Origin of the sequence: Candidatus Amarobacter glycogenicus (genome assembly GCF_016704105.1) — a bacterium.
Taxonomy (GTDB): domain Bacteria; phylum Chloroflexota; class Dehalococcoidia; order Tepidiformales; family Tepidiformaceae; genus Amarobacter; species Amarobacter glycogenicus.
The window spans coordinates 32,010-46,550 of sequence record NZ_JADJAT010000020.1 but is presented as its reverse complement, the minus strand read 5'-3'; the positions used below and the strand labels follow the sequence as shown (position 1 = coordinate 46,550).

Annotated in this window: 12 protein-coding genes; 9 read left to right on the top strand and 3 right to left on the bottom strand. The window is 66.7% G+C overall.

The window, feature by feature from the left end:
- Positions 1-54 precede the first annotated feature (54 nt).
- From IPG14_RS14625 to IPG14_RS14615, 3 genes are all read left to right on the top strand, one after another.
- On the top strand, positions 55-1,218 hold the full coding sequence (locus tag IPG14_RS14625) for a toll/interleukin-1 receptor domain-containing protein (RefSeq protein ID WP_343392313.1): 1,164 nt from the start codon (positions 55-57) through the stop codon (positions 1,216-1,218).
- Between the two features lie 68 nt (positions 1,219-1,286).
- Complete coding sequence (locus IPG14_RS14620; protein ID WP_343386266.1) at positions 1,287-2,612, top strand: hemolysin family protein; 1,326 nt, start codon at positions 1,287-1,289, stop codon at positions 2,610-2,612.
- A gap of 377 nt (positions 2,613-2,989) precedes the next feature.
- A complete protein-coding gene (locus IPG14_RS14615) occupies positions 2,990-5,944 on the top strand; it encodes a hypothetical protein (protein WP_343392312.1) in 2,955 nt (984 codons plus the stop codon).
- A 69-nt stretch (positions 5,945-6,013) separates the two neighbouring features.
- Here the strand turns inward: IPG14_RS14615 and IPG14_RS14610 are convergent, their stop codons facing one another.
- A complete protein-coding gene (locus IPG14_RS14610; protein WP_343386264.1) occupies positions 6,014-6,694 on the bottom strand; it encodes a YafY family protein in 681 nt (226 codons plus the stop codon).
- Positions 6,695-6,697: 3 nt separating this feature from the next.
- Positions 6,698-7,099, bottom strand: a complete 402-nt coding sequence (locus IPG14_RS14605) for a VOC family protein (protein ID WP_343392311.1) — start codon at positions 7,097-7,099, stop codon at positions 6,698-6,700.
- A 229-nt stretch (positions 7,100-7,328) separates the two neighbouring features.
- Between IPG14_RS14605 and IPG14_RS14600 the strand changes: the two genes are divergently transcribed.
- The 5 genes from IPG14_RS14600 (at position 7,329) to IPG14_RS14580 (ending at position 11,773) form a co-directional block, all read left to right on the top strand.
- Positions 7,329-8,828, top strand: coding sequence for an alkaline phosphatase family protein (locus IPG14_RS14600; protein ID WP_343392310.1), 1,500 nt, complete (start codon positions 7,329-7,331; stop codon positions 8,826-8,828).
- Positions 8,825-9,670, top strand: coding sequence for a Gfo/Idh/MocA family oxidoreductase (locus tag IPG14_RS14595; RefSeq protein ID WP_343392309.1), 846 nt, complete (start codon positions 8,825-8,827; stop codon positions 9,668-9,670). The genes IPG14_RS14600 and IPG14_RS14595 overlap by 4 nt, the downstream gene beginning before the upstream one ends.
- Positions 9,667-10,632 carry a glycosyltransferase gene (locus tag IPG14_RS14590; RefSeq protein WP_343392308.1) on the top strand — a complete coding sequence of 322 codons (966 nt, stop codon included), beginning with the start codon at positions 9,667-9,669 and terminating at the stop codon, positions 10,630-10,632. The genes IPG14_RS14595 and IPG14_RS14590 overlap by 4 nt, the downstream gene beginning before the upstream one ends.
- A 71-nt stretch (positions 10,633-10,703) precedes the next feature.
- Positions 10,704-11,429, top strand: coding sequence for a hypothetical protein (locus tag IPG14_RS14585; RefSeq protein WP_343392307.1), 726 nt, complete (start codon positions 10,704-10,706; stop codon positions 11,427-11,429).
- A complete protein-coding gene (locus tag IPG14_RS14580) occupies positions 11,330-11,773 on the top strand; it encodes a phosphotransferase (protein ID WP_343392585.1) in 444 nt (147 codons plus the stop codon). Before IPG14_RS14585 ends, IPG14_RS14580 begins: the two co-directional genes overlap by 100 nt.
- A gap of 58 nt (positions 11,774-11,831) precedes the next feature.
- Here IPG14_RS14580 and IPG14_RS14575 read toward each other — a convergent pair whose 3' ends face one another.
- A complete protein-coding gene (locus IPG14_RS14575; RefSeq protein ID WP_343386259.1) occupies positions 11,832-12,668 on the bottom strand; it encodes an enoyl-CoA hydratase-related protein in 837 nt (278 codons plus the stop codon).
- Positions 12,669-12,893: 225 nt separating this feature from the next.
- On the opposite strand from IPG14_RS14575, the gene IPG14_RS14570 reads away from it, so the two are divergent.
- On the top strand, positions 12,894-14,351 hold the full coding sequence (locus tag IPG14_RS14570) for a helix-turn-helix transcriptional regulator (RefSeq protein ID WP_343386258.1): 1,458 nt from the start codon (positions 12,894-12,896) through the stop codon (positions 14,349-14,351).
- Positions 14,352-14,541 lie beyond the last annotated feature (190 nt).

Genomic DNA, 14,541 nt, shown 5'->3' with positions numbered 1-14,541 from the left:
GGTAGCTTGAAAACCGCTGCCCCCTCACGCATCATTCCGCCCGGGAGAGCCCATGTGGCCCACGACGTTTTCGTAAGCTACTCCTCGAAAGACAAGCCTGTCGCCGATGCCGTCTGCGCGATGCTCGAAGGCCGCGGCACCCGGTGCTGGATCGCCCCCCGCGACATCCTTCCCGGCCGTGATTGGGGCGAGGCCATCGTGGAGGCCATCCAACACTCACAGGTGATGGTCCTGGTCTTTAGCAAGAGCGCGAATGCCTCGCAACAGGTGAAGCGCGAAGTCGAACGCGCCGTCAACAGGGGCGTCATCATCGTCCCCTTCCGTATCGAAGAGGTTCAGCCCAGCAAGAACCTGGAGTACTTCCTCGGCACGCCCCATTGGCTCGATGCCCTCACACGGCCGCTTGAACGCCACCTGGAATACCTGGCCGATACCGTCGCCCGTCTCATGGGCGGCGAGGCCCCGGTGCCGCGCCCCGAGCCCGCGAAGGTCGCCCCGCGGTTCTCGCCGGTGCAGGTCCTGTCCGCCGCCGCAGCGCTCGTCGCGGTCGCTGTTCTGCTCGCCCTCTGGCTCGGGCGCGGCTCCGGCGAGGCCGCCCCGGAAGTCGCTGGGCACTGGGAGCTGCAACCGGTCGCCGGGGGCCCCAGCCGATCGGAGTTCTCCTTCGAGAAGGATGGTTCATACGAGGTCACGGCCGTTTTCCAGGAAGAAGGGACCATCACCGACTGGAGCCCGGGTGGCGATGTGAGATTGCCGATCGCGCACACCGACGGCGGCACCCGGCAACTCGCCCTCACCCCTGGTGGCGGCGCCATGCGCGTGATGGTCTACACGCCGGACCCGGAAGACGGCTCCATCGCGGGCGGCGTCAGCGGCCTTATCCCAAATGAGGTCATGGCCTTTTCCTTCTCGGGCAAAGCGCCCGGGGACTGGGGAGTTGCGTACGCCACCGATTGGGAGCGAGTGAGTGACACCGAGTGGAAGCTCACCGGCACCCTCGGCGACCTCAAGTGGCACTTCACCTTCACCGCCCGCGACGGGCGTTACACCTTCACGGCGAAGAACGAGCAGGAAGGTACGTACGAAGCCAGCGATGGCCAGCTGCGCATCATCTCCGATTCCGGGCTGATCACCGAAGCCACGTACTCGCTAACCCCCGGCGGAGACCTCGCGCTGAGTACGGCCGCAGGTGCAGGACTCTGGAAGCGCGCGCCCTGAGGCCTGCGCTTCCCCCACGCACCTTCACTCACCTCTCGTAACCCGCGCCACACCCCTATCATGGCGCTATGCCCGAAAGCACTCTAACCATCGCCGGCCTGATCGCCGTCGTCGTTCTTGTCGCGGCGAATGGTCTCTTCGTCGCCACGGAGTTCGCCTACGTAGCCGTCCGCCGCAGCCGGATCGAGCAGCTCGCGGCCGGGGGACAGTCGCGCGCGAAGCTTCTCCTCGCCTCGCTGCAGGACCTGGACAACTACATCGCGGCCACGCAGCTCGGCATCACCATGTCCAGCCTTGCCCTCGGCTGGGTGGGGGAGCCAGCCCTTGCCCACCTCATCGAACCCCCGGTCGAGGCAGTCGTCGGGGGCTGGGCCTCGACCACCGTGTCCCATACGGCCGCCGTGGCCGTCGCTTTTACCCTCATCACAACTCTCCACATTGTCCTCGGTGAACTCGCCCCGAAGACCCTCGCCCTCCAGCGTTCCGAAGCCACCGCTCTCTGGGTCGCCGCGCCGATCGCCGTCTTCAACCGTGTCTTCCGCCCGTTCATCTGGGTGATGAACGCTGCCGGACGCGCAGTCGTTTCGCCCTTCGGCATCAGGCCCGTTTCGGAGCACGGAGACAACCTCTCACCGGAAGAGCTCGAACTCGTCATCCAGGCGAGCGCCCGCGCAGGACTGCTCTCCACCTCGGAGTTGATGCTCGCGCGCCGCGCCCTCGAGTTCAGCGCGATCCAGGCCGACCAGATCATGGTGCCCCGGACGGAGGTCGCCGCTATCGATGCGACGAGCACCCTCGAAGAGATCCTCGCTCTCGTTGAACAGCGCGAGCACACCCGCTACCCGGTGTTCGAAGAGGACCTCGACCATATCCTCGGCGTCCTCGATGCCAAGGACTTGCTCAAACTCCTCCAGACCGGGAGCAGCGATTGGCGCCCGCTGGTCGAACCTGCCGTCGCTATCCCGGAGTCGGTCAGCGTCGAGGTTGCCGTCCAGGCCATGCGGGCCAAGCAGGTCCAGCTCGTCGTGCTCGTCGATGAGCATGGCGGCACCAGCGGTATCCTCACCGCCGACGAGGTGCTCTACCGCCTGCTTGGGCGCTGGCTCGGCGGCGGCCGCCAGCAGGGCGAAACCGTTCGGCCGCTGGCCGCCGGTAACCTGCTCGTGAGCGGCCTCGCGCTCATCTCGGATGTCGAGGATGCGACCGGCGCGGACCTCGCGGACGAGGACTACGACACTATCGGCGGGTTCATCATGCATCGCCTCGGGCGCATTCCGCGCGTCGGCGACCGCCTGGAGGTGACTGGCTACCAGTTCCGCGTCATGGCCATGGACGGCCGCCGGGTCGACCGTGTCCTCGTGGTGAAGCACCACTCGAAGCCAACCGAAAAGTAGTTGCGGCGAGGGCCGATCGATCCCGCGAATTTGCCCCGTCGCACCTCTTCCCACCGCGGCCCGTTGTGGCATCTTGCCGGGATGGGAGCGCTTGCTACCCCGGAGGGACGTTGGCTGACAGTCGAGGACGTGGTACATCGCCGGGAGGGCCGCGCTGCCCTGCTTGCAGCGCCCTTGCTCTCGAGGGCGCGCGGTTTTGCCGGGCATGTGGCTCGTCGCTCAGCAAGGTCTGCCGGAAGTGTTCCAATCCGCTCGATGTGAACGCCCGGTTCTGCCGCCAGTGCGGGGAGCCGGTCCTTTCGGGCGCGGCCCCCGGCCCTTCGGCTGTGCGTTCGGAAGCGCCTCGATCGGTACAGCGCAGGAAGATACCCCGCTCGGTGGCTGTGCCTGGCGCCGCCCTCATGCTCCTAATCGTCGGGGGCTTCGCGTGGGTGCTCTTCCTCCGCGGGGACGGGAAGCCCGACAACGGCGGTGAATTCGAAGGCGAGCCGCTTGAGAGTGCCGTCACCGTCCTCGAACCTCCCGCAGAAGGAGCGGTCGACAGCGTCAACGGCCTTCCGCTGCGTGCCGGCGTCCGGCTCGACCACCCGGGCGGCGCAAGCGCTCAGATCCCGGGGGGCGCGGCGCTTTACGGCGACGTGATGGACCTCCGCCGCGTTCAGCTGGCAGACGACCCGTGGTGGGACCACGGTGGGTTTGGCTGGGAGTTCGTCTCGTTCGTTGGCGTGCCCATTGCGGAACCGGCGACGGTCGACCTTCCAGCGGGCGGACCGGGGACTAGCGTCATCGTTCGCACGGTTGCAGGGTTCTGGGTCGAACTCCCTTCCGAACCAGTCACACTGAAGGACGGCCGCCCGGGAGAGCGGGTGACGGTGAGCAACGTCCCGGCTTCGTGGGTCTTCGCTCTCGCCGCTCCGAAAGCCGGCGCGCCGGCCCTTACCGGTGAGGAACAGGACGACCTCCGCATCGAACAGCTGTACTGGACCGACCGTGCAGCCTGGGAGGGAGAGATCGCTGCCTGGCTTGAGACCGACCCGATGGCGCGAACGTTCAGCGAGGCCCGCTATGCCAGCCAGCAGCCGCCCGCCGACCCCTGGCGGGAGTACGAAAGGGTGCGCGCCCAAATGCGGTTCACTCTGAAGATGTTTGGCGCGGCCCGGGGCGGACTCGATGACCCTATCAGCCTCTTCGGGGGGGCATCCAATCCGACTGGAGAGGAATTGAGCCCGGACGAGCTCTGGGCTGGCGGCGTCGAACGGCTCTTCGTGGTCAAGCAGAACTGGCTCGCGTTCCGCTCCACCATCGACCTTCAGAGCGTCGATGCGAACAGGCAAGTCGCCGTCTACTTCGTCGACGAGTGGATCGAGACGGCGATGCACGACTACACCCCGTGGGGGATCGATCTCGTGAAGGCGCTCCTGGACGCGGAGCAACTGGGCGACCTCGATATTCGCGTGCTCAAGCCCTACGGCGAGTTGAAGTGGGCCGACATCGTCATCAAGTCGGAGGAGATGCCGGCCGATGTCGAGTCGTTTGTGCGGGACGAACTTGCCCACGGAAAGTACCCGATCGGCGGAACGCCGACGGTCCAGCGGACCCTGCGCTTCTACTCGGTCCGGGCGATGGAGCGGCTGGCGATTGTCGACTGGCTGAAACAGAACGTCGACTGGATCGTCCGTTGGCTGCCGGTCGCGCTCGCTGCCACCGGGTTGATCCCCGGGGCCGTCGGCCTGTCCCTCGCGTTTGCAGCCGCCGATCAGATCCTGGACTGGGTCAACGGCTGGTACACGGCCGGAAACGAGCACCCCTACTCATACATGGTGATGGAAGGTGCTTCAGCGGGCGGCATCGGCGGGACGAGCTTCGTGCTCGACATGTATGAGGAGAGCGTCCTCATGAAAGAAGCGGGCAGGGGTATGCTGCCCGCACACGGCCTCACCATCGCCCAGTTCGCCTACTCGGTCGGCATGTTCGCCGCCATCCGCGGCACCGACTACTACCTCTTCAAATCCATCCGCGAAGCCGCCGAAGGCACCCGCGGCTACTGCGCCGGCCGCTGCGACAGCATCTCCGGCGGCATTCCTCCGGTGATGCTCCACGTCCGAGGCACGGGTACCCTCGTTCAGCCGGAGGGCGCCTACCCCACCGGCATCGAGCGCCTCATGTCGTTCCGCCTGAAGACTGGGGATGCGGACTTCCACGGTACCTGGCTGAGTGGGGGCCGCAGTGCCAGCCAGTCCACCTCCGGGCTGCCTTTCGAGCACTACGGCTCCTCGAACTGGCCCGTTGGCGTCGCGGCCACCCAGCCCCAGTACCAGTCCATCCGCGTCACGATCCCGAAGGCGTCGATTCCTCCGGAGGTCTGGGGCGACCGTCCGAGGGACGCACCGCTTTCCGAATTTGGGGCCAGGCTGGTCCTGCGAGGACCGAACGGAGAGGTGGCAACATTCTCCCTCACCGAGGATGCGAAGAAGATCCCGGGCGACAAGACTGAGAACTTTTACACCAATGTCCTCCTGATCGCGCCGGGCGAACGGAGCCTGAGTGCAGAGCAGCTCGCCTGGTTCGACGACGGCCTGGAGCCCGGCGCCGATCAGCAACAGACCTTCCAAAGTAATGCCGCGCTCACACTCAAGCTCACTGGCGAGGTCGAGTTCGACGACCCGCGGGCAGAACCGCTCCCCGTGACCGTGCAGCTCGAAAAGGCGCCCCGCCGAATCGCGCTGCTCGATGGCGACGAACTGATGCCCGGGACCAGCGTTGCGCGCGTGCACTTTGGCACAGCGACGGCCAAGGCGGACATCGAAGGCGTGTATCAGATTGTCAGTTGGCAGATGACCGGAGGGTCAGCCGAGACCGTCCGGATCTACAACGAAGACCGGCTGTACCCGTTCGGCCGGAAGTGCGAGTCCGGCGGCACCTGCACGTTCGAAGTGCAAACGACGCCTGCGAGAGGGAGTGAGCCCGAGCGGCGCCAGGCGCTGGTCTGTGGTCCGGATGCCGACGGGACCGGCAGCAGGTACTGCAGGGGCGTCGCCGATTCGAAGCCATACGAGCCGTCGGGGGGCCTTCTCCCGCCGACGTCACATGACAACTTCTTCCTGCTCACCGGGCCGATCCTGACGGGCAGCGACCACAGCGGCTCTCACGGAAACCCTGGCGAGCCGGCCGTCATCAACCACTGGAACGAGATCCGGGCCGAGTTCAAGGATGGGAAGGTCACCGCAACGATGACCACAAATCAGTTGATTTGGGAGGTGGTTAATGGTCAGGTCGCGAACCTCCGAGTGGTGAGCCTGACGGTGCTTTTCGAAGCCGTGAAGCAGAAATAGGAGTCCCATCAAGACGGGTGCAGGTGCCGCGCCGCCCCAAGCCCCTCCGCCAGGCTATTGCGAGGGGCGTTACTGCTCTTCCCAGCGCGCGAAGAAGTCCTCGATAGTCTTCCCCGGTTCGGGTTCGAAGCGGGTGTCGAGCATCGACATGCCCTGGATGCGGTCCAGGCGGAAGTCGCGAAAGTCGTCGCGGAGTTCGCACCACGCGGTCAGCGTCCACCTGTTGCCCCAGAAGAAGAGGCCGACCGGCCGGACGACGCGTTCGGTGCGGGCACCGTCGTTGTCGACGTAGTCGAGCCGCGTCGGACGGCGCTCATCGATGGCCTTGCGGAGGTCGGCAAGGGCCGCGGCGACCTGTTGGGGGACGTGGAACGATGGGGCGAAGAGGCGGGACCCGATGAGGCGTGCCTTCAGCCTGTCCGGGAGGGCAGCTTCTATCCGGGCGAGGGCGCTCTCGGCGGCCCTGGCGAGTCCCTCATCGGCCCACGAACTGACGACCCGGGTGCCCAGTACGAGGGCTTCGATTTCTTCTTCGGTGAACATGAGCGGTGGCAGGTCGAACCCTCGCCGGAGCGTGTAGCCGACTCCGGCCTCGCCCGCTATGGGGACCCCAGAGCGGACGAGGTCGGCGATGTCGCGATACACGGTGCGCTCCGAGACCTCCAGCTCCTGGGCTATCGCCGCCGCCGTGATGACGTGGCGGCGCCGCAGGAGCTGGATGACCTGGAAGAGGCGGTCGGCCCGTCGCACTGACTACGCCACGCCCGCCGCTTCGCCTTCGGGCAGGCTTGCGAGTTCCGGGCGCAGTTGGATGAGTTGGACGAGGTTGCCATCCGGGTCGATGAACGTGCTGATGACGCCGCCCCAGGGCTCGACGCCCTTGTTGCGGATGAAGCTGACGCCGGCGGATTCGAGGCGGGCCTGCTCGTCGTCGAGGCCTTCGAGGTGGAGGTCGATGATGGCGCGGGCGGGTTCGCGGGTTTGCCCGGCCACCTGGGAGTGGTCGACGACGAAGAGGGTGCCGGCTGGGCCGAGGGCGAAGGAGTGGTCGCCGAACTCAGGTTGGGCCGGGAGCTGGACGACGTCGCGGTAGAACGCGGCGAGCCGCTGCGGGTCTTCGCTGGCGAGCTGGAGGGACATGTTGGTGACGTTCATGGTGGTCCTTCTGTTGGGATGCTTCGCGGGAGTCTCTTCCCGCGGCCCCGGCATCATGCGCCCCGGCTCCTGCCACCATCTTGTCAGGAGCGGGAACGGGAAAGCCCGGTGTAGCTGACAGCATAGTGTCAGGAGTGTGGCGGGAGCGACCGGCCCAATCCCGTGGAAACCTTCTCGACCCTACCGGGTGCCGCCGGTAGCTTCGGAGGGTGACATCCGGAGTCGCCCGGTGACTGGTTCGAACGACGCCCGCGTTGTCGTCATCGCGCTCGACGCGATGGAGCTGACCGTCTTTGAGCACCTGCTGGAGGTTGGTTCGCTGCCCAACCTTGCGCGATTCGCGCGCGAAGCCGGGCGGGCGACCGTCCGCTCCGACGGCGACACGTTGCATGGCAGTCTCTGGCCGACGTTCGCGACGGGAGCGAACCCAGGCTTCCACGGAATGTACTTCTGGACGCAGTGGATGGAGGAGGAGATGGGTTACGCCCGCAACTCCCATCCCGCGCTGACGATCACGCCGTTCTGGGACGCACTCGCGGAGTCCGGCGTCCCGCTCACGATTATCGACCCTCCCTACGTGCCCCTCGTCCGACGGCCCGGCGTTCTCCAGGTCAACGCCTGGGGCACTCACGACGAGATTGAGCCAGCCTCCTGGCCGGCAGGGTATGGGACCAGTTTTCGCAAGCGCTTCGGGAAGCATCCGCTCGAGTTCGACACGGTTGAACCGCATGGGCTGAAAGAGAAGCTCGCCATGGTGGCCAGCCTGGGCCGGGGCGTCGACATGAGGGCGCAGGCGATAGGGACGCTTCTCCGGGAGCGCCGCGGGAGCGGTTTCTTCCTCTGCGCCTTCGGCGAGACCCACAAGGCGGGACACTACCTTGCCGCTCCGCAGCAGCTTTCCGGGACCGCCACGAACGTCTCTGCCCTCGGCGACATCCTGCGCCCGCTCGATGATGCATGGCCGCAGATCATCGATGCAGCCGGGCCCGACGCACACATCGTCCTCCTCGCGCTCCATGGCATGGTCGAACAGGTCGACTACTCGGGGGGACTTGGAAACCAGCTCCTGGCGTTGGCACTGGGGAAGAAGCCCGAAGCGGCGGTGGCCGCGCCGGACGCCTTGCGCCGCCTGCGCGACCTGATGCCCGATTCGGTCCACCGGGCCATCTGGCGGCGGCTTCCGGGGCCCCTCCGCGCGGCCCGCCAGGGGGCGCTTTCGAGTATTGGCGGAGACCTTGCGCATGACCCCGTCTTCCGCATCGCCCACGACGGGCACCTCGGTCTGCGCATGAACCTCGAAGGGCGGGAGCGAGACGGGCGTTTCGGTCCTGGCGAGGCCGAGGCTGCGCTCGCGCGCCTGGCCGGACTGGCGGCCGAGTGCAAGGCGCCTGACGGACAGCCCGCGTTCGAATCGCTGCTCCGCATCGGTGGGCGCTTCGCTGGCCCGCGCGCGCATCGGCTGCCGGATGCGCTGCTGCTCGCGACTCCCACCGTTCACAGGGCGACGACGATCCTGGGCCCCGAGGGCCGAGAACTGGCGAATCACGACCCCGAGGCGCGGAACGGTATCCATACGGGCCGCGGGTTCGTGTTCATGCGGGGCGCATCAGGCTCGACTGCCTCGCTCGCTCGCACCGAGGTGGACAACCGGGACTTCGCGCCCTCGCTTCTTTCGCTCTATGGCGTCCCCTCGCAACGGCATCACGAGGGGACGGTGTTCTTCGGGTGAACCCCCCGATCCGCCTCGGCGTCTTCGGCCTGGGGCAGGTCTACCGCCAGCTCTACGCGCCCGCCGTGGCCATCCGGCGCGACTTCTGCGTGGCCGCAACCGCTGACCCTGCCGTCCCGGCGGACTTCTCGCAGCCCGAAGCCCTCCTCGCCGGTGCCGAAGTCGACGCCATCCTGGTGCTCTCCCCGCCACCGCTCCACGCCAGGCACGTCGCCCTTGCCCTGGACAGAGGGCTCCCGGTGCTCGTCGAGAAGCCGCCCGCGCTCACCGTCGCCGAAGCCGAAGATTGGCCGAACCCGGTACTCCTGACTTGCGCGTTTTCTCGCCGGTACTGGAAGCAGTACCCGGGCGGCCTGGGCCGGGGACACAACCTGGACTACCGGCTCCAGACGAGTCCTGAGGCCTGGGGAGCGAAGACGGTCGAAACAGTCGAGAGGGACCTTCTGCCGCACGCCGCCGATCTTGCCGGATGGCTGTCGGGAGAGGAGATAGCGACGGTGGAGGGGGTCACTCGCACGGCTGGTCGCGCTTCTGGGACCTTCGTGTTCGAGAGCGGCCGCCGCTTCACCTGGGAGGTCTCTCACGGACATGAGTACTTGGAAACCCTCGCCATCGATGGGCGGCCCGTGCCGGACCCTGCGAGGGGCCTGCTGGCCGGGGCCGTTCGGCGGCTTCGGCGAGAGCCAGCGCCACCGGTTGCCGCGGTCGCTTCGCTCCTGGGCGATTGGGCGGAGTCACTCGCCGGCCGGCCCCTTCCGGCACTCGCCGGGGTCGAATCGGCTCGTTCCTGCGCCCGGGTGATCGAAGCAGTCGAACGGGTACCATCGTCCGCATCGAAATGACAAGCCATGCTGTCAGCGTCATCATCCCGGTGAGGTCTGACCCGGGTGTTTTCCAGGCGATTGACTCCGTCATCCGTTGCGCGGACGAAGTGGCGCAGCTCCAGGTCGTCGTCGTCGATAACGCCTCGACACCCGAGTTCACTGCGGAGCTTCGGCGGCGTCTTCCCGGCATGGTGACGCTGCTATCTCTCGCCGATGTCGGCGTCTATGCCGCTCGGAATCGCGGCATCGATGCCGCCGACGGTGAGGTCGTATTCTTCACCGACGCAGACTGCATCGTCCTGAAAGGCTGGCTCGCCGCGGGGCTGGACGGTATCGCGAGCGGGGCGGACATCGTCCAGGGATACTCCGGCAGCGTCGTTGATTCGCCGGTCGCTGCGCTCATCCAGCGGCGATACGAGGCCCACCTGCGGCGGCTCCAGCCGGGACAGCCGACTGAGTGCGACACGCGGAACCTGGCGGTCCGGCGCCGAGTCTTCGAGGCCCTGCGATTTGAAGAGCGCTACCGCCGCGTCGGCGACACCGCGTTCGGCCTTCGCGCCGAGGCAGCAGGCATCCGGGTCGCCTACCAGCCCCTAATGCGCGTCGACCACCTGCACGACGACGACCTCCGCGTCTTCGCGGCAAAACAAGTCTGTCACGGCTGGGGGGCGCAGCGCCTGATGCAGGAACACCCCCAGGTCGAGTGGCACGGCGGCCACCTGAAGGCCGTCTCGCGCCTGAGCAAGCGGTTCGCGCCTCGCGCGGGCACCGGGTTGCTGGCTGCCGCTTGCAGCAGGGGAGCAGTATTGAACGCGGGCTTGCTCCAGCGATGCGCCGGCCGGATTCCGGGCAGCCTCGGCTTCTGGTGGCTCACGGCGGTCGATAAGCTTGCCGCGCTCGGCGGCCACCTCTCCTACCGTCCGGGGAGGCCGGAGCCGTCGCCGTCCGGGATCCTCGGGCGTCAGCTGCCGCGAGACTAGACGGTTTGGCGCCGCCTTGCGGACTGGCTGCCTGCTGTTACGATGCGCCATCTTCCCAAGGACGAACGCCCATGACAGTGCTGCGCATCCCCGCGGGAGTTAACTCGGTCACTCCCGACTGGCTCACGGCGGCGCTCGGCACCGTTCTGGCTCCCGGTTCGCGCGTGCGTGCCGTCGATTCGACGCGGATCGGCGAGGGTTCCGGGTTCCTGGGCGAGCTTGCCCGGATGAAGCTTGCTTACGAAGGCGACCCCGGTCCAGCGGCCCCGGCTTCGGTCATCGTGAAGCTGCCGACGCGGGTCGCGGAAGCGCGGGGCATGGCGGCGGTCCTTGGCTTTTACGAGCGGGAGGTGGGCTTCTATCGGGATATCGGTTACGCGGTTGGCGTCCGGACGCCGAAGCCATACTACGCGCTCTTCGAGCCCGCCGAGGCTGACTTCGCGCTGGTACTGGAGGACGTGACCACGGCGCAGGTCGGCGACCAGCTCGCGTCGTGTTCGATAGAGCAGGCGAAGCTCGCGGTTACGACGCTCGGCCAACTGCACGGAAAGTGGTGGCAATCTGCGCAGCTCACGAAGTATGCCTGGCTGCCATCGCGCGGTCACCCGTTCTACCAGGTGCTTAAGTTCGGTTTCGTCCAGAACCTGCCGCAGTTCACGGAGAACTGGGCTCACCGGTTCGACCCGTTGGTGCTGCGCTGCGCGAGGGGCTGGCGGAGAAGTTCGACGAGTACCTCGACGGGCTGTTCGACCGCCCGCTTACGCTCGTGCACTCCGACTTCCGGCTCGACAACCTGATGTTCGGCGAACCGGGTTCGGCTGATGCCTGTGTCGTCCTCGATTGGCAGATTTGCTCGGCTTCAATCGGATCGCTGGACCTGCAGTACTTCATCTCCGGCAACCTGCGGAAAGACGTGATCGCGAAGCACACCGATGAATTGCTAGACACCTACTACGAGGCCTCCATGCCGCGGGATGACTATGCGCGGACGTCGCTGATTCTCGCGCTCTACATCGTCACGAATTCATCCGCGATCGACCCCAAGAACTACGACCAGCGCGGGAACGACCTCATCGAGTTGATCTACGCATCGCTCGGGGAATCGATGGTTCGATACGAGGCGGAGCGGTTCCTGCCGTAGGGGACATCGATGCGCTCGGCACTTGCAGGTCGAATCGTCTGCCGTGACCCGGCCAGCCCTACTCCCTTGGCGTCAGCCCCGCACGCTCGCCCTTGAGGCCCCTCACTGCGAGGTCGACTCCTCCGAGCCGGCGCATCCCCTGAACGCGGCCCGAGCCCTGGTTGGTCATCATCAGCATGTAGTCCGAGAGCCCCGATTCCAATGATGCCGTGTAGCCCATCAGGTCCTGGGACTTGTTCGCCGCGACCTTCGCCATGCGAACGTTCATGGGCGCGTTTTCGGCCACGCGGAGGGCATAGTTCACGGTCTCGCGCTCCAGGTCGGCGAGGTCATAGACCCTGTTCACGAAGCCGCACTCCATCGCTTCATCGGCCGTGAGGAAGCGGCTTTCGAACATAAGCTCCTTCGCCTTCCTCGTGCCAATGTCGTAGGGCAGCGAGAAGTACTCGAGCAGCGCCGGCAGGAAGAGAGCGTCCTTCGCGGCGAAGACAATGTCGACACACGCCGCCATCATCCAGCCGGCGAAGATGCAGTAGCCCTCGACCATCGCGATCGTGGGTTTGCGGGCGTTGCGCCACTTCAGCAGCAGGTCGAGGTTGTAGTGCTTGAAGTTGTTGTAGAAGTCGATGCCGGCATCGCCGATGCCCTTCGCCTTCCGCGCCTCGGATTGTTCCGGCGTGCCGAGGTCGTGTCCGCTGGAGAAGTTGCCGCCGGCACCGCGGACGATGATCACCTGTACGGCCTCGTCGGCGTCGGCCAGGTCCATCGCGGTATCGAACTCGTCCAGCAGCCGCCAGCTCTGGGCGTTGCGGTACTTCGGGCGGTTGAAGGTGATCCAGGCGATCGGGCCATCGGTCGAATAGGCGATATCGGTCAGTTCGGCGGGTGCGGTCATGCGTCGGCTCCAGGTTGTTTTTTGTACTCGCAGTCTACCCGCCCGGTGGGTCCTTGAATCGACCCACAGAGACGCGGAGGCACACAGATCCCAGGATCGTGAAGAACTCCCGTGTCAGCGCGCCGCCGCGGTGCAAATGCTCCGGCTTCGCCTCCCACACAATACGATATGGCATGAACTGCATAAGGTAGGGCACACCTTGTTTCGAAGCGGTACGGTGCCCCCATGTCACGTCCCCGCGCAGCCAACGAGCCCTCCGTTCGCTTCGAACTGAGCCCGCGCCAGCAGGAAGTCCTGGGGCTCATCGCCCGCGGCTGTACCAATGGCGAAATCGCCGACCGCCTCGGCATCACGCTCGACGGCGTGAAGTGGCACGTCAGCGAAATCCTGGCGCGGCTCGATGTCCCGTCCCGCGAAGAAGCCGTCGTCGCCTGGCAGCAGCGCCAGCGGGCGAACCGGCTCGCTCGCGTCCGATCGCTCGTCCCGGCGTGGTTCTCGCTGAAGGCGCTCAGCATCAGCGGAGCGTCCGTGGCGGGAGTCGTTGGCGCGGCCGTGGTGGTCGGCGCCATTCGCGAAGGTGCCCCTGCTGGGCCTTCGGACGAGGGGCCGGGCGTTGCGGTGGCCGCCGCCCCAACCCCAACGCAGGCCGCCCCCACCGCTATCGTCCTCCCGGCCGGCATTGCTCGCCCGTGCATTCCCGGCGAACTGATGGCCAGCAGCAGCCGCCGCCTTGACGGCGACACCGCCGTCGCCGAATTCGTCTTCACCAAGCCACGCACCTGCGACCTTATAGAGTTCACCGAAGCCTTCGTCGTCGCAACGGGCGAAACGCCGCAGGGCAAACGGCTGGCGACCCGGGCGGGCGCCCTCATCGCTCCCGCCGGCACTGACCAGGCGATCGTGACCGTCCGCTGGAAGAACTGGTGCGAACCCGTGCCGACACCGGTTCCCGAATATATCCCGACGGTCGTCCGCAACGCTCAGGGCCAGATGGTAGTCCTGGACGATCCGGATGCGCCCAGGCAGTTCGACCACGTCCCGCTCTGGTACTTCCACGACATCGATACCCAGTCCGGCATCGGGGCCAGCAGCGTCTACCCGCCATGCACCGATGCTTCCAAAGGTCCGTCCATCGAAGTTTCGGTGCGGGCCGTGCCGGACCCACCCGCGCCGGTTCCGGCGTTATCAGCGGTCCCCGCTGTGACGGGGCCGGCCGACGTCTCTGCCTTCGCTCGCTGGTTCGAAGCCGCCGTCTCGGCCCGAGACGATAGCCTCCGAGACATTACCCGCGCCTTTGATGCCTCGTGCAGCGGCGCTCCTCACCCCTTCTGCACCACGATCGAGGTCGCGGGTGCGCAGGGCCGCTTCATCATGTCCCAGAGTGGCCAGCTGGGTTCCGCTGACGCCTTCGCGAGCCAGCTGAACCGTACGACTGCGGCCTCCGGCCCACTCCGTGCCATCGGCTGCGCCACCGATGCGCCACCCTGTACGCTCTTCGTCCTCGCCTTCGAAGCCATCCCCGGCAACGGCCCCGGCTCTTACCAGGCGTACGTCTTCGAAGTCGAAGGCGGCGTTGCCTCGCTGCGAGGCATCTACCCTGGTGGGGGCGATGTCGCCACCGTGTTCAGCGGCGGCGAAACCACCGGCCCCTGGGGCCGCCTCAGCTTCGCGCCCGCGCCGTAGTTGGGGACGGCACGTCCCGGCCGCTTGGGATGGCCGCCGCTCGTTCGGCTCCATCCAGATCCGCCGGGTCCCGGTCCAGTTGCTTCTATCCGGCGCGATCCGTTCGTGAGCACCAGTTCACGGACCCCGACTGCAACCCCGAGTGACCCTATCACCCTCCTCCCACTACCATAACCGTCACCCTTTCCCC

Excerpts from the sequence above, each read along its gene's own strand:
- IPG14_RS14620 (WP_343386266.1), top strand. The coding sequence starts at position 1,287 with ATGCCCGAAAGCACTCTAACCATCGCCGGCCTGATCGCCGTCGTCGTT.
- IPG14_RS14605 (WP_343392311.1), bottom strand. The coding sequence starts at position 7,099 with ATGAACGTCACCAACATGTCCCTCCAGCTCGCCAGCGAAGACCCGCAG.
- IPG14_RS14590 (WP_343392308.1), top strand. The coding sequence starts at position 9,667 with ATGACAAGCCATGCTGTCAGCGTCATCATCCCGGTGAGGTCTGACCCG.
- IPG14_RS14575 (WP_343386259.1), bottom strand. The coding sequence starts at position 12,668 with ATGACCGCACCCGCCGAACTGACCGATATCGCCTATTCGACCGATGGC.
- IPG14_RS14585 (WP_343392307.1), top strand. The coding sequence starts at position 10,704 with ATGACAGTGCTGCGCATCCCCGCGGGAGTTAACTCGGTCACTCCCGAC.
- IPG14_RS14570 (WP_343386258.1), top strand. The coding sequence starts at position 12,894 with ATGTCACGTCCCCGCGCAGCCAACGAGCCCTCCGTTCGCTTCGAACTG.